Genomic DNA, 20,231 nt, shown 5'->3' on the forward strand with positions numbered 1-20,231 from the left:
CATGCAACAAGCTTCCAAGACCCAGGACTTGCCACTTTTCTCGCTGCTCGATGTCGAGAAGTCCTTTCCCATCGACGGCGGCCGCCGGCAGCTCAAGGCGCTCGACGGCATCCGCCTGATCCTGCGTCCCGGCGAATCGGTAGCCCTGGTGGGCGAGAGTGGTTCGGGAAAATCGACCCTCGTTCGCGTCATGCTCGGCTTGGAGGCAGCCACCAACGGCCGCGTGCTGGCCGGTGCGACGGAGCTGTCGGCCCTCGACGCGTCGCAGCGGCGGCGCTTTGCGCGCGACGTGGCCTACATCTATCAGGACGCGCGCGGTTCGCTGAACCCGCGTGCGACCGTGGCGGCGCTGCTGGCCGAGCCTGTGCGCCTGCACCGCTTGCGCGACGAGCGCGAGATCCCGGGGCGCGTCGACGAACTGCTCGACCAGGTCGGCCTGCCGCACGCGACACGCCATCGCTATCCCTCGGAGCTTTCCGGAGGCCAGGTGCGGCGCGTGGCAGTGGCTCGCGCACTGGCCGGCGAGCCGAGGGTGATCGTTGCGGACGAATCGGTGGCGGGCCTCGATGTCTCGGTCCAGGCGCAGTTGCTCAATCTGCTGCGGGATCTGCAGCGCGAGAACGGGCTTGCCCTGCTCTTCGTCACGCATGACCTCGGCGTGGCCTCCTATCTCTGCGAAAAGGTGGCGGTGATGTATCTCGGCCGCATCGTCGAAATGGGACCGACGCGCGAGATCCTGCAGTCGCCCCGGCACCCCTACACGCAAGCGCTGATGCAGGCCTTTCCGCGCTTCGGCGCCCCGCTGGCCGCCAGCTTGCAGGGCGAGATTCCGAGCGCTGCCGATCTGCCTTCGGGCTGCCGCTTCCGCACGCGCTGCCTGCATGTTCGCGACGACTGTTCGCGCATCGATCCGGCGCAGACGCTGCTGGACGGCCGGCGCCACGTGGCCTGCCTGCATCCGCTCGCCGCATGAACGAGGGCAAAGGAGAAAGAAGTTGACGCACATCCCGAATCCGGCGCGCGGCATGCGCGGCATGGTGACTGCACCCAACGCGCTGGCCGCTCAAAGCGCGGTGGCCGTGCTGCGCGAAGGCGGCAATGCGGTCGAGGCGATGATCGCCGCAGCAGCCACGATCGCGGTGGTCTATCCGCACATGAACAGCATCGGCGGCGACGGCTTCTGGCTAATCGCCCGTCCTGGCGAGGTGCCGCTCGGGCTGGAGGCCTGCGGTGCGGCGGCCGGCGCGGCAACGCCGGAGGCTTACCGAGTGCAGGGATTCGCGAGCATTCCGTTTCGAGGCGGCATGGCGGCCAATACGGTGGCTGGTACCGTTTCCGGCTGGGAGGCGGCGCATGCGTGGTCGCGCGAGGTCCTGGGAGGCCGCATGCCGCTCGCGCGGCTGCTGGCCGACGCCATCTTCCACGCGCGCGACGGCATCCCCGTCACGCGCAGCCAGTCTCTCTGCACCGAGAGCCGGCAGGACGAACTGCGCGGCATCCCCGGTTTTGCCGAAACCTTTCTGCCCGGCGGCGCAGCGCCACTTGCGGGTACGCGCTTCGTGCAACCGCGGCTTGCCGCCGCGCTGGAGCAGCTCGCGCGTGCCGGCCTGTCGGATTTCTATCGCGGCGACCTCGCGCGAATCATGGCGCGCGACCTGGCCGCCATAGGAAGCCCGGTGGCACTGGGCGACCTGGAGCGTCACCACGCTGTCTGGAAGACGCCGCTGACCATGGCGCATTCGTCCGGCACCCTCTACAACATGCCGCCGCCCACGCAGGGGCTCGTGTCGCTGCTGATCCTGGGACAGCTCGATCGCATCTTCGACGCGGGGCGCATGGATCCGCTCTGCGCCTCCTATGTGCACGCCTGCGTGGAAGCGACCAAGCAGGCCTTTGCCATCCGCGACAAGCGCATCACCGATCCTGCCTGGATGCGGGACGATCCGCGGCAATGGCTTCGGCCGGATGCGCTCGACGCCATGGCAGCGCGAATCTCCCTCGACCATGTCGCTTCGTGGGACGGCGGACAGGGCCCGGGCGATACGGTCTGGATGGGGGTGGTCGATCGTGCGGGCGTGGCGGTGAGCTTCATCCAGAGCATCTACCATGAGTTCGGCAGTGGCGTGGTGCTCTCGGAATCGGGCGTGAACTGGCAGAACCGCGGCTGCAGCTTCTCGCTGGAGCCGCAGGCGCTCAACCCGCTGATGCCGGGGCGCAAGCCCTTCCATACGCTCAACCCGGCGCTGGCGAAGCTCGATGACGGCCGCACCATCGTTTACGGCAACATGGGCGGCGATGGCCAGCCGCAGTCGCAAAGTGCGGTCTTCAGCCGCATCGTGCACTTCGGCATGAACCCGCAGCAGGCCATCGACGCGCCGCGCTGGCTCCTGGGCCGCACGTGGGGACAGGCCAGCGATTCGCTCAAGCTGGAATCGCGCTTTCCGCCGGCCACGGTGGAGGGCCTGCGCGCTCTGGGGCACGAGGTGGACATCGTGCCGGCCTATGACGAAATCATGGGACATGCGGGCGCTGTCGTACTGCATGCCGACGGCAGCTACGAAGGCGGCACCGATCCGCGCAGCGACGGTGCCGCGTCAGGCTGGTAGAGCCGGCGCACTCAAGGCACCGCCTTGTCCGCCTCCGTCGTGAACGCATCCGCAAAGAACTCGTCCTCGGGCAAGCCGCGCTCGGCCACATAGTCCCGCTTGGCCGAGTCGACCACGATCGGCGCTCCGCAGGCGTACACCTGGTACCCCGAAAGATCGGCGAAATCCTCCATCACCGCCCGGTGCACAAAACCGGTCCGCCCGCGCCAGTTGTCTTCCGGCACCGCATTCGAGATCACCGGCACGTAACGCAGGTTCGGCATCTGCTCCAGATGCGAGCGCACCCAGTCGTCCATGTAAAGGTCTTCCGGCCGCCGCCCGCCCCAGTACAGCGTCGCGGGCCGGTCGATGGCCTTGAACTTCATGTGCTCGAGCAGTGCCTTGATCGGGGCGAAGCCGGTCCCCGAGGCGAGCAGCACCATCGGCTTGTCCGAGTCTTCGCGCAGGAAGAAGCTGCCGTACGGCCCCTCGATGCGAAGAATTTCTTTTTCCTTCATCGCACCGAACACATGATCGGTGAACTTGCCGCCCGGCAGATGCCGGATATGCAGCTCGATGCCGGTGCCCGGCTCGCCCAGGGTGTGCGGCGCATTGGCCATCGAGTAGCTGCGCCGCGTGCCGTCGCGCAGGATGAATTCGATGTACTGCCCGGCGTGGAACTGCAGGGGCTCGCCGGCCGGCAGTTGCAGGCGCAGCATCACCACGTCGTGCGATTTCTTCGAAAGCGCGAGCACGCGCGCCGGCATCTTGCGGATCGGGAAGGCATTGGCATCGGTGACCTGGCGCGATTCGAGCACCACGTCGCTCTGCGCATGCGCGCAGCAGGTCAGCACGAAGCCGGCCAGCTCTTCCTCGGCGCTGAGCGCCTTGCTCTGGTGCGGGCCCACGCTGACCTTGCCCGAGAGCTTCCTGCACTTGCACGAGCCGCAGGCGCCGTCCTTGCAGCCGTAGGGCAGCCCGATGCCCTGGCGAATGCCGGCCGCAAGGATGGTTTCATCGGCATGCGCGGTGAAATGACGCCCACTCGGCTCCACCGTGATGTGAAAACCCGCCTCGTTCGGCGCTGCACTGGTCATGGGTATTCTTCGACTCTGATTCAAAAAAGGAACTGGATTTTGCCCTCAATCAACAGCCCTCTTGGCGCCGCGCCCTCGCGCTTCCGGCGCGAGCGTGTGCTCGTGATCGGATGCGGCGATGTCGGGCTCAGGGCGGCACGCGCGTTGCGCGGCCGCGTGCAGCTGATCGCGCTGACCTCTTCGCCCGGGCGCGTGGCGCTGTTGCGCGAGGCCGGCATCAGACCAATCGTGGCCGATCTCGATGCACCCGCAACGCTGCGCCGGCTCTCGGGCCTGGCCACGCGCGTGCTGCATCTCGCGCCGCCGGCGCGCGTGGAGGGGGCGCAATGGTGGCGCGACGCGCGCACCACCGCGCTCGTGCAAGCGTTGCGGCTGCGCTCGCTGCCGGCCGCACTGGTCTACGGCTCGACCAGCGGCGTCTACGGCGACTGCGGCGGCGCACGCATCGGCGAGACGCAAACCGTGAAGCCCGACACGCCGCGCGCGCATCGCCGCGTCGATGCCGAGCGCAGCGTGCGCTGGCTCGGCCGCGCGGGTGTCGCCGTGCGCATCCTGCGCATACCCGGCATCTATGCGCCCGATCGCGAAGGCGGCACGCCGCGCGAGCGGCTGCAAAAAGGCACGCCGGTGCTGCGTGCCGAGGACGACGTCTACACCAATCACATCCATGCCGACGACCTGGCGCGTGCCTGCGTGGCGGCACTGTGGCGCGGCGGGCCGCAGCGTGTGTTCCACGTGAGCGACGACAGCGAGATCAAGATGGGCGACTACATCGACCTGGCCGCCGACCTGTACGGCATGCCGCGCCCGCCGCGCATCGCGCGCGACGAGGCCCAGGCGCAATTGCCGTCGTCGCTGCTCAGTTTCATGGGCGAGTCTCGGCGGATGGACAATACGCGGCTGAAGCGCGAGTTGCGCGTGCGGCTTCGTCATCCGACCGTGGCCACGGGGCTCGCCTCCTGACCCGTTTCCGAGGGATTCCATGCCGACCACCCAGCTCTCCGTCTACTTCTTCCTGCAGGTCGCCGTCATCATCACAGTCTGCCAGCTCGTGGGCCGCCTGGCGCAGAAGATCGGCCAGCCGCAGGTGGTGGGCGAGATGATCGCGGGCGTGATGCTCGGCCCCTCGCTGTTCGGGCTCTTCTTCCCCGAGGCGCAGCGCGCGCTGTTTCCCAAGGAAACACTGAGCATGCTCTACGTGGGCGGCCAGCTGGGCGTGGGCATGTACATGTTCCTGGTCGGTACCGAGTTCCGCGCCGATCACTTCAAGAGCCGCTTCAGGAGCGCCGCCTCGGTGTCGGCGGCCGGCATCCTCGTGCCCTTCGTGCTGGCTTTTGCGCTGGTGCCGTGGCTGCACGACATCCCCGGGTTGTTCTCGGCGCGCGCCAAGCCGCTCGAGGCCTCGCTGTTCCTCGGCGCCGCGATCGCGATCACGGCCTTTCCGATGCTGGCGCGCATCATCCACGAGCGCGGCCTGGCCGGCACCTCGCTGGGTACGCTCGCACTTACCGCCGGCGCGGTCGACGATGCGGCGGCCTGGTGCATCCTGGCCGTGGTGCTGGCGAGCTTCGGCGGTTCCTGGGGCGGCGCCTATGCGGCGATCGGCGGCGGCGTGGCCTATGCGCTCTTCATGGTGTTCATCGGCTCGCGCCTGCTCAAGCGCCTGGCTGCGCATGTGCGGCCCGATGCGCCGCTGAGTTCGTCGCTGCTGGCCATCGTGCTGGTGCTCTTCTGCCTGAGCGCGTTCGCGATGGACGCCATCGGCATCCACGCGGTTTTCGGCGGCTTCCTGCTGGGCGCGGTGCTGCCGCGCGGCGCGCTCACCGAAAAGCTGCGCGCGCAATTGCAGCCCTTCGTCGTGATCTTCCTGTTGCCGATGTTCTTCACCTACTCGGGGCTCAACACGCGGCTGGCGGTGCTGTTCGAGCCCGGCATCATGCTCGGCGCGATCGCGATCCTCGCCGCATCGTTCTGCGGCAAGGGCATCGCCTGCTGGGCCGCGGCGCGCATGTCGGGCGAAAGCCAGCGCGATGCGCTCGCGATCGGTTCGCTGATGAACGCGCGCGGGCTGATGGAACTCATCATCATCAACATCGGGCTGCATGCCGGCGTGATCCTGCCGGGGCTGTTCTCGATCCTGGTGCTGATGGCGATCATCACCACGCTGATGGCGACACCGCTGTTCAATTGGGTGACGCGGGAGCGGCGCGCCTCGGCTGTCGAAGCAACGATCTAGCCGCTGCCTGCCCAACCGGGCAGTAGGCGCGCGCTGCAGGGATTTCGACAATGCAAGCGTCTTTGGAGATCTTCATGTCGAACACTGTTTCCTTGCCGCCCCTCGAACAACTGTCTGCGGCGATGGCCGACATGGTCGCCGACGCAGCGCGCAGCGTGGTCGCCGTGCACACGCGGCGCACGCGCGCCAGCGGTTTCGTCTGGCGACCCGGGTGCATCGTCTCCTCGGAAGAAGCGCTGCCCGAAGACGAGGAGGTTGAGATCACGCTGCCCGGCGGCACGACCGTCGCCGCCAAGGTGGCCGGCCGCGACCCCACCACCGACATCGCGCTGCTTCGCTTCGAAGGTGCGGAAGCTCCGCAGTTGACGCTCGACAATTCAACGACGCGCGCCGGCGAGTTCGTGCTCGCAGTCGGTTCGCGTGAAGGCGTGCCGCTTTGCGCGAGCGGCATCGTCTCGCTGGCCGGCCCGGGCTGGCGCAGCCTGCGTGGCGGCGAGATCGACGCCAGGACCGAGCTCGACCTGCGCTTGCGGCCCAGCGCCGAAGGCGGCGTGGTGCTCAATGCGAAGGGCGGCGTCATCGGCATGGCGGTGTTCGGCCCGCGGCGGCGCGTGCTGGTCATTCCAGCGCCGACCATCGAGCGCGTGGCTGCGCAGCTCGCGGCCCATGGCCGCATGCCGCGCGGCTATCTTGGCCTGAGCCTGCAGCCGGTGAAGGTGAGTCACGCCAGCGTCGGCGCGATGGTCATGGGCGTGGCGGAGCAGGGGCCCGGTGCGGCGGCCGGCATCCATCAGGGCGACATCATCGTGGCCGTGAACGGCGAGCCTATCCGCAGCGTGCAACTGCTGCTGCGCGCACTCGGTCCAGCGAGCGTAGGCTCGGTCCTCACGCTGTCGCTCCAGCGCGCGGGCGAGCCGGTCGAAGTCCAACTCACCGTGGGCGAAAGGCCAGCCGATTGAACGAAAGCCGCGCGATGAAACCGATCGTGGTCGCGATCGAGATCGACGACGCCGAGTTGGCGCAACGGCTCGCTGCCGCCCTGGCAGCCGCGCCGGACCTGCGCCTGGCCGAGCGCGGAGAGGCCGCCGATGTCGTACTGGTCCATCCTTCCGAGGCGGTGGAGCACGGCGAGGCAGTGGATTCGGTGTTGACCCCGCGCGAACTCGAGGTGCTGGCCCTGGTGGCTGAAGGCGCCTCCAACAAGGCCATCGCGCGGCGTCTGGGCATCTCGGTGCACACGGCAAAATTCCATGTCGGTTCGCTGATCGACAAGCTCGATGCCACGGGCCGCACCGACGCCGTCACGCAGGCGGCCCGGCTCGGCGTCATTCATCTTTGAATTTTTTCGGGACACGGACATGCCGGATCAAAGAATTCCAAGCCTCTACGAATGGCTCGGCGGCATCGATGCCCTGAACCGCCTGACGACGCGCTTCTACGAGCAGGTGCGTGGCGACGAACTGCTCGGACCTGTGTTCGCGCACATGGGGGCGGACCATCCTTCGCATGTCGCGGCCTTCCTGGCGGAGGTGCTCGGCGGGCCGGCCTCGTATTCCGAACGGCACGGAGGCCATCCGCACATGATCCGGCAGCACTTGGGCCGCCATCTCACGCAGGCCCAGCGGCGCCGCTGGGTGAGCCTGCTGTTGGAAACGGCCGACGAACTGGGCATGCCCGACGACCCCGAATTCCGATCCGCGCTGGTCGGCTACCTGGAATGGGGCTCGCGCCTGGCCGTCATCAATTCGCAACCGGGCGCCACGGTCGATGCGCATGCGCCGATGCCGAAATGGGGCTGGGGCGAAGTCAAAGGCCCGTACACGGGCTGAGCGCCGCAATCCCTGCTGTGACGTTTGGCAACGATCTTCACCGTCGGGACAGTCCACTTCCGCTGCGGTTGGCGCGTTGGATGGCGGACATGGGCGGTATTCGCCCTTCCTCAGGAGTCCTTGTGAACCTCAACCGTTCTGTCTTCTTCAAGTACGCCGCGGCCGGTGCCGTGGCAGCCGCGGCGCTCTTCGCCGCAGCTTCGGCCAATGCGGGTGTGAGCTGGTCCGTGGGTGTCAATGCACCAGGCCTGGCCATCGGCGTGGCCGAACCTGGTCCGGTTTACTACGAACCCGCCCCCGTCTATTCGCGCCCCGCACCGGTCTACTACCAGCCCGCGCCGCCTGTGTATTACCGTCCGCCCCCGCCTGCGTACTACCGTCCCGCACCCGTGTATTACGGGCCGCCCGCGCCGGTGTACTACGGCCCCGGCTACCGCCACGGGTACCGTCATCACCACCGTCGGGATTGGGACGATCGGGACGATTGAAGTCGGAAGAGGCAAGCGCCGATTCACCGCAGCATGCAGAACGGCCGGCCTTCGACGCCGGCCCAGACGCATGCGCGGATGCACGCAATCACGATGCGAGGATCCTGCACGGAAGGGATTCTTGTCATGACGATGAGCATGGCTTTCTCTTTATGCATTCCCGATGCGATGGCTCACGTCGCCCAATGCGAATAGTGAAGCACCACATAACCGAGCGAATGCCAGAAGTGGGCTTCGGCCTGGCTGTTGGTGAAGATCCTCGAGCCATTCAGCCCGAGGCATTCGTAGCCCCAACCCACTCCTGCCGAATCCAGAATGATCTTGTCCATGGCGCGCCTCCAATGCTTGAAGGTATAGGCGTTCACGGCCCTGGAAGCCAGCAGCCCGCGGCTGACCGCCTCGTCGGCCCCGGTGCGGATGTCTTGTCCGGATTCATCCGGTCTGTGGGCGTCGGCTGCGGCTGACACGCGTGCGCGAATGTCTCTGCCGGGTCCACGAATGAGATGCATGGCGAGAAGCCATGGTGCCCGGGGCCGGAATCGAACCGGCACACCTTTCGGTGGGGGATTTTGAGTCCCCTGCGTCTACCAATTTCACCACCCGGGCACGGAAGGAAGGCAGCTCAAAATTATGGCACAGTGCCTTCCATGCAATATCCGACGATTGAAGACGCGATCGGCAAGACGCCGCTGGTCGCGCTGCAGCGCATCGACGCGGCCGCCAACGCGAAGCGCGGCAACGTGATCCTGGCCAAGCTCGAAGGCAACAACCCGGCCGGCTCGGTCAAGGACCGGCCGGCGCTTTCGATGATCAAGCGGGCCGAGGAGCGCGGCGAGATCAAGCCCGGCGACACGCTGATCGAGGCGACCTCGGGCAACACCGGCATCGCGCTCGCGATGGCGGCGGCCATCAAGGGCTACCGCATGGTGCTGATCATGCCGGAGGACCTGTCGGTCGAACGCGCGCAGACCATGAAGGCCTTCGGCGCCGAACTCGTGCTGACGCCGAAGAGCGGCGGCATGGAATACGCGCGCGACCTGGCTGAGCAGATGGTGGCGCAGGGCAAGGGCCGCGTGCTCGACCAGTTCGCCAACCCCGACAACCCGCGCATCCACTACGAGACCACAGGCCCCGAGGTCTGGGCCGACACGGGCGGACGCATCACGCACTTCGTGAGCGCGATGGGGACTACCGGCACCATCACCGGCGTCTCGCACTTCCTGAAGGAGAAGAACCGCGAAGTACGCATCATCGGCGCGCAGCCCGAGGAAGGCTCGCGCATCCCGGGCATCCGCAAGTGGCCGGAGGAGTACCTGCCCAAGATCTACGAGCCCAGTCGCGTCGACCAGCTGGTCCACGTGAGCCAGGACAATGCCGAGGAGATGTGCCGCCGGCTCGCGCGCGAGGAGGGCATCTTCGCGGGCATTTCGTCCGCCGGGGCGCTGTGGGTGGCGCTGGAGATCGCCAGGACGGTCGAGAACGCGACCATCGTCTTCGTGGTCTGCGACCGCGGCGACCGCTACCTCTCCACCGGCGTGTTTCCCGCCTGAACGCGCCATGTCCGAGCACAAGTTCTGCCCGGCCTGCGCCACGCCGCTGGCGCACATCGAACTGGCCGAGGACGGCGGGCCGAAGTCGCGCCTGCGCTGCCCGTCCTGCGGCTGGACCCACTGGAACAACCCGACGCCGGTGCTGGCCGCGATCATCGAGTACCGCGGCCAGGTGCTGCTGGCGCGCAATGCCGCGTGGCCGCACAAGATGTATGCGCTGATCACAGGCTTCATGGAGGCCGGCGAGACGCCGCAGGAGGGCATCGCGCGCGAGATCAAGGAAGAGACGAACCTCGACGCCAGCGCGCTGAACCTGGTCGGCGTGTACGACTTCCAGCGCATGAATCAGGTGATCATTGCCTACCACGCGGTGGCCGATGGCGTGGTGCGCCTGTCGCCGGAACTGGTCGATTACCGGCTCTACGAACTCGGCGCCCTCAAGTGCTGGCCGGCCGGCACCGGCTACGCGCTGGCCGACTGGCTGCGCACGCGCGGACACGAACCCCAGTTCATGGACTGGCCGCGGCCGGCAACCCTCGTGGCCGAATGAGCTGCCTAGAATCGACGCAGCTTCAAGGACAGGACAAGGCGATGGACATCCACAAAGAAATCGACACCCGCGGACTCAACTGTCCGCTGCCCATCCTGAAGGCCAAGAAATCGCTCAACGAGATGCAGAGCGGCCAGTTGCTGAAGGTGGTGTCCACGGATCCGGGCTCGGTGCGCGATTTCCAGGCTTTTGCGCGCCAGACCGGCAACGACCTGGTCGAGCAGCAGACCGTCGGCACCGATTTCATCCACGTGCTGCGCCGCCGCTGACGGTGCCGCCGTGAAGCGCAGCGCCCGCATTGCCGTCCTGGCGCTTGCGCTGCTCGTCGCGGCCGCGCTGCTCACGTTGACCCTCTGGAGCGACGGCATGCCGCCCGATCCCCCGCATCGTCCCCTGTCTTCCGAGGCGATCCCGATCGCGGTGCTGGGCGATTCGAACAGCCACTCCTACCAGGACAATGCCTGGTTTGCCGCTGATACGACCGAGCGCGGCGGCGCATGGCGTTCGCGCACCTTCCAGTGGACCGAGGTGCTCGCGCGCCTGCGCGGGCAGCAGCTGGACCTCGGGCCGTGGGTTCTCTGGGGCCGGCCCGGCGTCGTGGCCCAGGCGCGCGAGTGGCTGGGCCTGCGCGGCGGCCGGGCGCCGAAGAAGGAGGACTATTTCTACAACTTCGCGAACTCCGGGGCGGCCTGCAAGAACCTCATGGGCGGCCGGTTTCGCCAGGCGCCACGCCTCGTCGCACTGATGGACGAGGAGCCCGAGCGCTGGATGCGCGGCGTGGTGGTGATCCGCATCGGCCTCAACAACTGGGGCGGCCTGCTGGATCTCCAGGCGCGCGACCCTTCCGCGCCCGAACTGCGTGCCGCCACGGCCTATTGCGCCGGCGAGATCGGCGCGGCGGTCGCGTTGATCCATGCTTCGCACCCTTCGACGCGCATCCTGCTGGTGGGCATCGGCAACGAAGCGGACGATCCCGCCAACTTCGATCGATGGCAGTCGGCAGCCGAAACCACGAACATCGGGACTGCGCTCGACGGCTTCAATGCCGCCATCCGCCGGCTGGCCGACAGCGACCCGCGCCTGGCTTATTTCGACGATCTCGCGTGGTTCCAGGCCCACTGGGGATCACGCAGCGCCGATGGCAAGCCGGACTACAAGACGGTGGCGATCGGTTCGACGCTGCACGTGACGAACACGATTGGCGATGATCCCCGCAACGCCCTGCTGGCAGATCGCCATTCGGGGCTGGTGTGGAACGCCTTGTGGGCGCAAGCCCTCGTGGCGCGCCTGCAGGACGTTTTCGGTCTGCCGCTGACGCCGATAGCCGACGAGGAGCTGGCCAGCTTCCTCGAGCCGCTGGTGCTGACGAATCCGCCTAGAGCTCCAGGCTCTTGAGGTAGGCGCGGAATTCGCCACCGACTTCCGGGTGCGCGAGCGCGAGCTCGACGGTGGCCTGCAGGAAGCCTTCCTTGCTGCCGCAGTCGTAGCGCACACCCTGGTAGGCATAGGCGTAGACCGATTCCTTCTTCATGAGCGCGGCGATGCCGTCGGTCAGTTGGATCTCGCCGCCGGCGCCCTTGGGCTGGTTGCGGATCTCCTCGAACACGCCCGGCGTCAGGATGTAGCGGCCCGCCACGCCGAGGCGCGAGGGCGCGTCCTCCGGCTGCGGTTTCTCGACCATGCGGTTGACCTTGACCAAGCCTTCCTCGACCGTGTCGCCGGCCACGATACCGTAGCGCTTGACGTGTTCGAGCGGCACTTCCTGCACCGCCAGCAACGAGCCGCCGAGCCTGCCGAAGGCGCGCGTCATCTGCGCCAGCACGGGCTCGCCGTTCTCGGGGCCGACCATCAGGTCATCGGCCAGCAGCACTGCGAAGGGTTCGTCGCCGACCAGGTGTTCGGCGCACAGCACGGCGTGCCCCAGACCCAGCATGCGGGGCTGGCGCACATAGGAGCAGGTCATGTCGTCCGGCATCACCGAACGTGCAATCTTGAGCAGCGCGAGCTTGTTGCTGGCCTCGAGTTGGCTTTCGAGCTCGTAGGCGGTGTCGTAGTGATCCTCGATCGCGCGCTTGTTGCGCCCGGTGACGAAGATCATGTCGCGAATGCCGGCAGCGTAGGCTTCTTCCACCGCGTACTGGATCAGCGGCTTGTCCACCACCGGCAGCATTTCCTTGGGCTGCGCCTTGGTGGCTGGCAGAAAACGGGTGCCGAAGCCTGCAACGGGAAACACGGCCTTGCGAATGCGCGCTGGTGAGGTGGACATGGGCTTTGCGTCTGATCGGGGAAGATGGATCGGAGGAGGGCGGCGCCTCGGCGCCGAACCCGAATACTAAAGCTCTCCGATGTCGAGCGTCTGTCAGCCGAGGCGCACAAGCTGGTCGCGCAGCCGTTCGAGCGTGGCGCTGAAGTCCGCGAGCCGCTTGCGCTCCTGCTCGATCACCGCGGGCGGCGCCTTGGCGACGAAGGCTTCGTTGCTGAGCTTCGTGTTGACCTTGGCGATCTCGCCTTCGATGCGCGCGATCTCCTTGCCGATGCGCGCCTTCTCCGCGGCCTTGTCGATTTCCATGTGCAGGCAGATGCGTACGCCGCCGACCACCGCCACCGGCGCCGCTTCGGCGGCCGCTGCCCAGTCGGCCGCGTCGTCGAAGACCTTCACTTCCTTGAGCTTGGCCAGCGCCTGCAGCACCGGTGCGGCATCGCGCAGGAAGGCGCTGCTTGTCGCATCGTCGGCCACGGCGTAGAGCGGCAGCCGGGTGGCGGGCGACACGTTCATCTCGCCGCGCAGCGTGCGGCATGCATCGACCAGCGACTTGAGCCGCGCGACGTGGGCCTCGGCCGCTTCGTCGATCTTCTCGGGCTGGCTCTTCGGATAGGCCGCGATCATGACCGATTCGCCTTCGCGGCCGGCCACTGGGGCCACCTTCTGCCAGAGCTCCTCGGTGATGAAGGGAATGACCGGGTGCGCCAGGCGCAGCAGCGTTTCGAGCGTGCGGATCAGCGTGCGGCGCGTGGCGCGCTTCTGCGCATCGTCGCCCTGCTGGATCTGCACCTTGGCGATCTCGAGGTACCAGTCGCAGAACTCGTCCCATGCGAACTGGTAGATCGCGTTGGCGACGTTGTCGAGCCGATAGTCTTCGAAGCCCTTGGCCACCTCGGCCTCGACACGCTGCAGCTGCGAGCTGATCCAGCGGTCGGCCTGGCTGAATCGGAGGTAGCCGTGGGCCGGGCCGCCGACGTCGCATTCTTCCTTGGTGTGCTCGCGCAGGCCGCAGTCCTGGCCTTCGCAATTCATCAGCACGAAGCGCGTCGCGTTCCAGAGCTTGTTGCAGAAGTTGCGGTAGCCCTCGCAGCGCTTGGGGTCGAAATTGATGTTGCGGCCCAACGAGGCGAGCGACGCGAAGGTGAAGCGCAGCGCATCGGCGCCGAAGGCCGGGATGCCGTCCGGGAATTCCTTTTGCGTGTTCTTGCGCACAGCGGGTGCGGTCTCGGGCCGGCGCAGGCCCTGTGTGCGCTTGTCCAGCAGTTCGGGCAGCGCGATGCCGTCGATCAGGTCGACCGGGTCGAGCACGTTGCCCTCGGACTTGCTCATCTTGTGGCCGTGCGAGTCGCGCACCAGGCCGTGGATGTAGACGTGCTTGAAAGGCACCCGGCCGGTGAAGTGCTTGGTCATCATGATCATCCGGGCGACCCAGAAGAAGATGATGTCGTAGCCCGTGACCAGCACGGTCGAAGGCAGGTAGAGGTCGTAGTCCTGCGTTTTTTCGGGCCAGCCGAGCGAGGAGAAGGGCACCAGGGCCGACGAATACCAGGTGTCGAGCACGTCTTCGTCGCGCACGAGCTTCTTGCCCGGCGCCTTGGCTTGCGCCTCGGCCTCGTCGTGGGCCACGTAGACCCGGCCCTCTTCGTCGTACCAGGCCGGGATCTGGTGTCCCCACCAGAGCTGGCGCGAGATGGTCCAGTCCTGGATATTCTCCATCCAGTGGTTGTAGGTGTTGACCCAGTTCTCGGGCACGAAGCTCACTTCGCCCGAGCGCACCGCGTCGATGGCTTTCTGCGCGATCGACTGACCGCCGGCGTCGGGCTTGGTCATCGCGACAAACCACTGGTCGGTCAGCATCGGCTCGACCACGGCACCCGTGCGTGCACAGCGCGGCACCATGAGCTTGTGCTTCTTGGTTTCGATCAGGAGGCCGAGCGCCTCGAGGTCGGCCACCACCGCCTTGCGCGCCACGAAGCGATCGAGCCCGCAGTACTTTTCGGGCGCGTTGTCGTTGATCGTGGCGTCCAGCGTCAGCACGCCGATGGTCGGCAGGCCGTGGCGCTGGCCTACGGCGTAGTCGTTGTGGTCGTGCGCGGGGGTGACCTTGACCACGCCGGTGCCGAATTCCTTGTCGACGTAGTCGTCGGCGATCACCGGGATCAGGCGGTCCACCAGCGGCAGCTTGACGCGCCGGCCGATCAGTTGCTTGTAGCGTTCGTCCTCGGGATGGACCATCACGGCGACGTCGCCGAGCATGGTCTCGGGCCGCGTGGTCGCCACGGTGAGTGAGCCCGAGCCGTCTTCGAGCGGATAGGCGATGTGCCAGAGGAAGCCGTCTTCCTCTTCGCTCTCGACCTCGAGGTCGCTCACCGCGGTCTTGAGCACAGGGTCCCAGTTCACCAGCCGCTTGCCGCGATAGATCAGGCCTTCTTCATAGAGCTGCACGAAGGTTTGCGTGACGACCTTCGAGAGCTTCTCGTCCATCGTGAAGTATTCGCGGCTCCAATCGACCGTGTCGCCCATGCGGCGCATCTGGTTGGTGATGGTGTTGCCCGACTGCTCTTTCCACTCCCACACGCGGGCGACGAAGTTCTTGCGGCCCAGGTCGTGGCGACTGGTCTTCTGTTCCTGCAGCTGGCGCTCGACCACGATCTGGGTCGCGATGCCCGCGTGGTCGGTGCCTGGCACCCACAGCGTGTTGTCGCCCTTCATGCGGTGGTAGCGCGCGAGGCTGTCCATGATCGTCTGGTTGAACGCATGGCCCATGTGCAGCGTGCCGGTCACGTTCGGCGGCGGCAGCTGGATCGCAAAGGAGGGCACGTCGTCCTTTGGTTGCCCGGTGCCGCGAAAGCCCGCGACCGCGTAGTCGCGCCGCTCCCACTCGGGACCCCAGTGCGCCTCGAGGGCGGCAGGTTCGAAGGATTTGGAAAGGCTCTCGAGGCCGGGTTGGGACAAGGTGTCGCTCATGGCGGTGCAAAGACGAGCGGCATCCCGCAGGATGCCGCTGGTGGGGGTGGATGAGCGAAGGATTTTATTCGACTGCGGCGCGCGCCGTGTTCAACGCGTGGGCACGTAGTTCACCGGCAGCCAGACGTAGCCGCTGCCCTGCGAGCGCAGCCGGCCGACGCCGGGGAAGGAGATGTGCGCGCCTCCCACCAGGTACCCCTGCATGGCAGCTTCTGCATAGGCCCTTCTGCGCTGCACGGCCGCCGGCCGGGAGTCGGTGTCGAACTGGATGGTGATGGATGGATTCTCGAACTGGACGGCGGCCACGTGCATCAGGTCGCCCCAGAACACCATCTTCTGGCCCTTGCTTTCGGCGACGAAGATGCTGTGGCCCGGCGTGTGTCCACGTGCCGCCTTGGCCTTGATGCCGGGCACCAGATCGGTGTCGCCGTCGAAGGGCTTGAACTTGCCGGCTGCGATGTAGGGATTGAGCGAAGCCACCGCGCCCTGGAAGAAGCCCTTCGAGTCGGCCGGCGCCTTGTCCATGTTCGCCTGGCTGAGCCAGAAATCGGCGTCGCGCTGGTCGGCTCGCACCGTGGCATTGGGAAAGGCTGGCTTGTCGCCTGCTGCCAGGCCGCCCACATGGTCCGGATGCAGGTGGGTGATGTAGATCTCGTCCACCTGCTCGGGCTGGTAGCCCGCCGCCTTGAGGTTGGCCGCGAGGCGGCCCAGCGTCGGACCGAACAGGCCGCCGGCGCCGGTGTCGATCAGCACCAGCTTCTCGCCGGTGTTGATCAGATAGCCGTTCACCGAGGTTTCGAGCGGGCTCTGGAGATAAGACCTGGCCAGCGTCTTCTTCACCTGCTCGGGCGTGGTGCGCGTCAGCAGCTGGTCCACCGGCAACGCCACCGTTCCGTCGGACAGGGCCGTGACCTCGAAGTCGCCGACCATCAGCCGGTAGAAGGCTGGCGCGGTTTCCTTGGCAAGGGGTGCCGCCGCATGCGTCGCGGTGGGTGTCCACAGTGCGGTGGCCGCGCAGGCGGCGACAAGAACGAAAGCGCTGGTTCGCAGAAGGGAGGCAGCCTTCATCGCAGATCTCCTGGGAGTGGGGTTGGAAGCAGGGCGGACTCTACCGCTTCGAGAGCAGTCCGTCCGGGCCCGAAGATAATTCGGAGATGCTGTTTTTGATCTCGCCTGCCAAGTCGCTCGACTACGACACCCCGGTACCCGATGCGCTGCCCGCCACTCAGCCTCGTTTCGAAGGGCCGCGCGGCCCGGCCGCCGAGCTGATCAAGCTCCTGCGGCAGAAGTCGCCGCAGCAGATCGCCGAACTCATGCACCTGTCGGACAAGCTGTCTGCGCTCAACGTGGCTCGCTATGCGGCCTGGGCTTCCAAGGGGACGGAGAAGAACGCGAAGCAGGCCGCGCTGGCTTTCGACGGCGATGTCTATGGCGGGCTCGACGCCAAGACCCTCAGCACAGAGCAGCTCGCCTGGGCGCAGGATCATGTGTGCATCCTGAGCGGCCTCTACGGCGTGCTCCGGCCTCTGGATCGGCTGCAGCCCTACCGGCTCGAGATGGGCACGCAACTGGCCAATGGCCATGGCAAGGACCTCTATGCCTTCTGGAACTCGCGCATCGCCGGCTACTTGAACGAGCGCCTCCAGGCGGACCGCACGCCGGTCGTGATCAACCTGGCTTCGCAGGAGTACTTCAGGTCGGTCGACCAGAAGGTGCTGAGGGCTCGGGTGATCGAGTGCGTGTTCGAGGAGTGGAAGAACGGCAAGTACAAGGTCATCAGCTTCTTCGCCAAGCGCGCCCGCGGCCTGATGGCGCGCTGGGCCGTGCTGCACAGGGCGGCCACGCCCAAGGTGCTGGAGAAGTTCGATTTCGAGGGCTATGCCTTCGACGCCGGGGTATCGCTGCCCGAGCGCTTCGTATTCAGGAGGAAAGCGGCATGAGTCTTGGGCAGGCGATCAGTCCCGAGCTGCGCGAGTGGGTCGTCGCGCAGCTCGCCGCGGGGCATTCGGTACCCAGCCTGCGGGCTTCGATGCGCGATGCCGGCTGGCATAGCGAGGTGGCGGACGCCGCGCTGGCCGAGGTCGAGGCGCAGGCTGCAGGCGCGGCGGCCGTCGCGCCGCCGCGCACCGCGATGCCGGGGCCGGACCTGTCGACCTCGCCGCTGTATATCGACACCGGCGATCGCCGTGTCCAGGTGCTCCAGACCATGCTCCATCCGCGCGTGGTGGTGTTCGGTGACCTGGTCTCCGACGAGGAATGCGAGGGCCTCATCGCGGCCGCGCGGCTGCGGCTCGCGCGTTCCCTCACCGTCGAGACCCAGACCGGCGGCGAGGCGCTCAACGTCGATCGCACCAGCGACGGCATGTTCTTCGAGCGCGGCGAGAACGTTTTCGTCGCTCGGCTCGAGCAGCGCATCGCGAAGTTGCTCAACTGGCCGCTCGAGTTCGGCGAGGGCTTGCAGATCCTGCGCTACAGCCCCGGCGCGCAATACCGGCCGCACTACGACTACTTCGATCCCGCGGAGCCCGGCACGCCGACCATCCTGCGGCGTGGTGGCCAGCGCGTCGCGACGCTCGTGATGTACCTGCAGGAGCCTGAACTGGGCGGCGCCACCACCTTTCCGGACGTCGGGCTCGAAGTCGCGCCCAAGCGCGGCACCGGCGTCTTCTTCAGCTACGAGCGCCCCGATCCTGCGACGCGTACGCTGCATGGCGGGGCCCCGGTGCTCGCGGGCGAGAAGTGGGTCGCGACCAAATGGTTGCGAGAGCGCGAATTCATCTAGCTCACCAGAGCCCGCGGCGCTCCTGCGGGTTGTCGACGACGTTATGAAACTGACAGCCAACGGCATCCAGATCGAGGTCGAAGACAGCGGCGGCGCTGGACGCCCGGTGATTCTTCTGATCATGGGCTTGGGCATGCAGCTCATCGCCTGGCCGGACGCCTTCGTGCAGGCGCTGGCCGATGCCGGCTTCCGGGTCGTGCGCTACGACAACCGAGACATCGGCCTGAGCCAGACCTTCGATGAGGCCGGCACCGGCAACCTGGTCTGGCAGAGCGTGCGGCAGCGCATCGGCCTGCCGGTGCACTCTGCCTACACCTTGCAGGACATGGCGAACGATGGGCTGGGCGTGCTCGATGCGCTGGGCATCCGCCGCGCCCACGTGGTGGGGGCGTCGATGGGCGGGATGATTGCCCAGCGGCTGGCCGCCTCCGCGCCGCAGCGCATGACCAGCCTGGTCAGCATCATGAGTTCGAGCGGCGCACGAAATCTGCCGGGTCCGCGGCCCGATGTGGCGGCTGCACTCATGCGGCGTCCGGCCAGCCGAACCGAGGCCGCACTGGTGGCGCACAGCCTGGGTTTTGTTCGCCTGATCGCCAGCCCTGCCTATCCGCAGGAAGAGCGGGTGCTGACCGATCGAATCACCCGCGGGCTGAGACGGGCGTACCGGCCGGCGGGCATCGTGCGGCAGATGCTGGCAATCGGTGCTGACAGCGGCCGCGAAGCCCTGCTGGCGCGCATTGCCAGCCCCACACTCGTCCTGCATGGCGATGCCGATCCACTGGTGCCCATCGCCTGCGGCCAGGATACTGCGCGGCGCATCCCGGGCGCGCACTTCGTGTCCGTGCCCGGCATGGGACATGACTTGCCGCCGCAGGTGGTCGACATCCTTCTGCAGCACATCGTCCCCTTCTTGCAGACAGCCGAGAAACGCGCATGAGCCTCGACAACACTCCCGAACAATCCCAACTGGGCCGCGCCTCGGCCTACGTCGATCGCTACGACGCCGGCCTGCTGTTTCCGATTTCGCGTGCAACGCAGCGCGAAGCCATGGGCATTGCGGCCAACGCGCTTCCCTTTTTTGGCGCCGATCTCTGGACAGCTTTCGAGCTGAGCTGGCTCAACCTTCGCGGCAAGCCGCAACTGGCTATTGCGCATTTCACGGTGCCCTGCGAGACGCCCAACATCATCGAGAGCAAATCCTTCAAGCTCTACCTCAACAGCTTCAACAGCACGGTGTTCGCCGATGCGGAAGCGGTGCGCGAACGCCTGCGCGTGGACTTGAGCGAAGCGCTGTGGCGCGGCAGCGACCGTGCTGCAGGCGTCGGCGTGAAACTGGTGGCCCCAGACTTGTTCGACCGCGAGCAGGTACATGAACTCGACGGCCTCGATCTCGATCGGCTCGACATCGAGTGCACGCACTACCAGCCGGCGCCTGAACTGCTCGCGAGCGACGCGACGCAGGTCCCCGTGACCGAGACGCTCACCAGCCGCCTGCTGAAGAGCAACTGCCTCGTAACCGGCCAGCCCGATTGGGGCAGCGTGCAGATCCGCTATAGCGGGCCGCCGATCGATCAGGCGGGTCTGCTGGGCTACATCGTGAGCTTTCGCAATCACAACGAGTTCCACGAGCCTTGCGCGGAACGCATGTTCTGGGACATCTGGCGCCGTTGCCAGCCGACGAAGCTGGCCGTCTATGCGCGCTACACCCGGCGCGGCGGGCTCGACATCAACCCGTTCCGCACCAGTTGGCCGCAGGCGCTGCCGGCCAACACCCGCATGGCGCGGCAATAGATGCTGGGCCGCACGCAAAAAGTTGGGCGGGCAGTTGATCAGCGCTCAAAAACCGTGTCATAATCGAAGGCTCCGCTCAAGACGGCGAGCAGC

Annotated in this window: 21 protein-coding genes and 1 tRNA gene; 16 read left to right on the top strand and 6 right to left on the bottom strand. The window is 66.9% G+C overall.

Translation table 11 applies throughout. The annotated features are described in order from the left end of the window. The first annotated feature begins 1 nt into the window (after position 1). Positions 2 to 973: an ABC transporter ATP-binding protein gene (locus ACSQ9A_RS06540; protein WP_436303076.1), complete on the top strand. Its 972-nt coding sequence runs from the start codon at positions 2 to 4 to the stop codon at positions 971 to 973. Positions 974 to 1,034: 61 nt separating this feature from the next. Next, positions 1,035 to 2,606 (top strand): gamma-glutamyltransferase family protein, encoded by a 1,572-nt coding sequence (locus ACSQ9A_RS06545; RefSeq protein WP_436306266.1) that lies wholly within the window; start codon positions 1,035 to 1,037, stop codon positions 2,604 to 2,606. 11 nt (positions 2,607 to 2,617) lie between these two features. Here ACSQ9A_RS06545 and ACSQ9A_RS06550 read toward each other — a convergent pair whose 3' ends face one another. Continuing rightward, positions 2,618 to 3,682 carry a CDP-6-deoxy-delta-3,4-glucoseen reductase gene (locus ACSQ9A_RS06550; protein WP_093108920.1) on the bottom strand — a complete coding sequence of 355 codons (1,065 nt, stop codon included), beginning with the start codon at positions 3,680 to 3,682 and terminating at the stop codon, positions 2,618 to 2,620. A 39-nt stretch (positions 3,683 to 3,721) separates the two neighbouring features. Between ACSQ9A_RS06550 and ACSQ9A_RS06555 the strand changes: the two genes are divergently transcribed. The 6 genes from ACSQ9A_RS06555 to ACSQ9A_RS06580 all read left to right on the top strand — a co-directional run bounded on the left by ACSQ9A_RS06555 (position 3,722) and on the right by ACSQ9A_RS06580 (position 8,235). Beyond that, entirely contained in the window at positions 3,722 to 4,645 is a 924-nt protein-coding gene (locus ACSQ9A_RS06555; protein WP_436293836.1) for an SDR family oxidoreductase, read from the top strand. A 19-nt stretch (positions 4,646 to 4,664) separates the two neighbouring features. Continuing rightward, positions 4,665 to 5,918 carry a cation:proton antiporter gene (locus ACSQ9A_RS06560; RefSeq protein WP_093108918.1) on the top strand — a complete coding sequence of 418 codons (1,254 nt, stop codon included), beginning with the start codon at positions 4,665 to 4,667 and terminating at the stop codon, positions 5,916 to 5,918. A 74-nt stretch (positions 5,919 to 5,992) separates the two neighbouring features. Next, complete coding sequence (locus ACSQ9A_RS06565) at positions 5,993 to 6,877, top strand: S1C family serine protease (protein ID WP_436303077.1); 885 nt, start codon at positions 5,993 to 5,995, stop codon at positions 6,875 to 6,877. A 14-nt stretch (positions 6,878 to 6,891) separates the two neighbouring features. Then, positions 6,892 to 7,257 (top strand): response regulator transcription factor, encoded by a 366-nt coding sequence (locus ACSQ9A_RS06570; RefSeq protein WP_093108917.1) that lies wholly within the window; start codon positions 6,892 to 6,894, stop codon positions 7,255 to 7,257. Between the two features lie 19 nt (positions 7,258 to 7,276). Next, on the top strand, positions 7,277 to 7,747 hold the full coding sequence (locus ACSQ9A_RS06575; protein WP_436303078.1) for a group II truncated hemoglobin: 471 nt from the start codon (positions 7,277 to 7,279) through the stop codon (positions 7,745 to 7,747). 122 nt (positions 7,748 to 7,869) lie between these two features. Then, positions 7,870 to 8,235: a hypothetical protein gene (locus ACSQ9A_RS06580; protein ID WP_436293833.1), complete on the top strand. Its 366-nt coding sequence runs from the start codon at positions 7,870 to 7,872 to the stop codon at positions 8,233 to 8,235. A 173-nt stretch (positions 8,236 to 8,408) separates the two neighbouring features. Here the strand turns inward: ACSQ9A_RS06580 and ACSQ9A_RS06585 are convergent, their stop codons facing one another. Together ACSQ9A_RS06585 and ACSQ9A_RS06590 are read right to left on the bottom strand one after the other, a co-directional pair. Beyond that, positions 8,409 to 8,744, bottom strand: coding sequence for a hypothetical protein (locus ACSQ9A_RS06585; protein ID WP_436303079.1), 336 nt, complete (start codon positions 8,742 to 8,744; stop codon positions 8,409 to 8,411). A gap of 12 nt (positions 8,745 to 8,756) precedes the next feature. Further along, a tRNA-Leu gene (locus tag ACSQ9A_RS06590) sits at positions 8,757 to 8,841 on the bottom strand. A 41-nt stretch (positions 8,842 to 8,882) separates the two neighbouring features. Between ACSQ9A_RS06590 and cysM the strand changes: the two genes are divergently transcribed. From cysM to ACSQ9A_RS06610, 4 genes are read left to right on the top strand one after another with little or no spacing between them, the layout of a single operon-like run. After that, on the top strand, positions 8,883 to 9,785 hold the full coding sequence (gene cysM, locus ACSQ9A_RS06595) for a cysteine synthase CysM (RefSeq protein ID WP_093108914.1): 903 nt from the start codon (positions 8,883 to 8,885) through the stop codon (positions 9,783 to 9,785). 7 nt (positions 9,786 to 9,792) lie between these two features. Next, positions 9,793 to 10,335: an NUDIX domain-containing protein gene (locus ACSQ9A_RS06600; protein ID WP_436303080.1), complete on the top strand. Its 543-nt coding sequence runs from the start codon at positions 9,793 to 9,795 to the stop codon at positions 10,333 to 10,335. 41 nt (positions 10,336 to 10,376) lie between these two features. Next, complete coding sequence (locus ACSQ9A_RS06605; protein ID WP_093108912.1) at positions 10,377 to 10,604, top strand: sulfurtransferase TusA family protein; 228 nt, start codon at positions 10,377 to 10,379, stop codon at positions 10,602 to 10,604. A gap of 10 nt (positions 10,605 to 10,614) precedes the next feature. Further along, the gene (locus tag ACSQ9A_RS06610) at positions 10,615 to 11,730 is read left to right on the top strand and encodes an SGNH/GDSL hydrolase family protein (protein ID WP_436303081.1); all 1,116 of its coding nucleotides are present in this window, start codon (positions 10,615 to 10,617) and stop codon (positions 11,728 to 11,730) included. Here ACSQ9A_RS06610 and galU read toward each other — a convergent pair. From galU to ACSQ9A_RS06625, 3 genes are all read right to left on the bottom strand, one after another. After that, the gene (gene galU / locus ACSQ9A_RS06615; RefSeq protein WP_093108910.1) at positions 11,711 to 12,601 is read right to left on the bottom strand and encodes a UTP--glucose-1-phosphate uridylyltransferase GalU; all 891 of its coding nucleotides are present in this window, start codon (positions 12,599 to 12,601) and stop codon (positions 11,711 to 11,713) included. The two genes, ACSQ9A_RS06610 and galU, sit on opposite strands and share 20 nt — an antisense overlap. 93 nt (positions 12,602 to 12,694) lie before the next feature. After that, positions 12,695 to 15,565, bottom strand: coding sequence for a valine--tRNA ligase (locus ACSQ9A_RS06620; protein ID WP_436303082.1), 2,871 nt, complete (start codon positions 15,563 to 15,565; stop codon positions 12,695 to 12,697). Positions 15,566 to 15,655: 90 nt separating this feature from the next. Next, positions 15,656 to 16,633 (bottom strand): MBL fold metallo-hydrolase, encoded by a 978-nt coding sequence (locus tag ACSQ9A_RS06625; protein WP_436303083.1) that lies wholly within the window; start codon positions 16,631 to 16,633, stop codon positions 15,656 to 15,658. Between the two features lie 86 nt (positions 16,634 to 16,719). Between ACSQ9A_RS06625 and yaaA the strand changes: the two genes are divergently transcribed. Genes yaaA through queF form a run of 4 tightly spaced genes read left to right on the top strand, consistent with a single transcriptional unit; the run spans position 16,720 to position 20,138 of the window. Further along, complete coding sequence (gene yaaA / locus ACSQ9A_RS06630; RefSeq protein WP_436303084.1) at positions 16,720 to 17,505, top strand: peroxide stress protein YaaA; 786 nt, start codon at positions 16,720 to 16,722, stop codon at positions 17,503 to 17,505. Continuing rightward, positions 17,502 to 18,347, top strand: a complete 846-nt coding sequence (locus tag ACSQ9A_RS06635) for a 2OG-Fe(II) oxygenase (RefSeq protein WP_093108906.1) — start codon at positions 17,502 to 17,504, stop codon at positions 18,345 to 18,347. Before yaaA ends, ACSQ9A_RS06635 begins: the two co-directional genes overlap by 4 nt. 43 nt (positions 18,348 to 18,390) lie before the next feature. After that, positions 18,391 to 19,284, top strand: a complete 894-nt coding sequence (locus ACSQ9A_RS06640; protein WP_093108905.1) for an alpha/beta fold hydrolase — start codon at positions 18,391 to 18,393, stop codon at positions 19,282 to 19,284. After that, positions 19,281 to 20,138, top strand: a complete 858-nt coding sequence (gene queF, locus ACSQ9A_RS06645) for an NADPH-dependent 7-cyano-7-deazaguanine reductase QueF (RefSeq protein WP_436303085.1) — start codon at positions 19,281 to 19,283, stop codon at positions 20,136 to 20,138. Before ACSQ9A_RS06640 ends, queF begins: the two co-directional genes overlap by 4 nt. The last annotated feature ends 93 nt before the right edge of the window (positions 20,139 to 20,231 follow it).

Origin of the sequence: Variovorax sp. LjRoot290 (genome assembly GCF_964253985.1) — a bacterium.
Lineage (GTDB): Bacteria > Pseudomonadota > Gammaproteobacteria > Burkholderiales > Burkholderiaceae_C > Variovorax.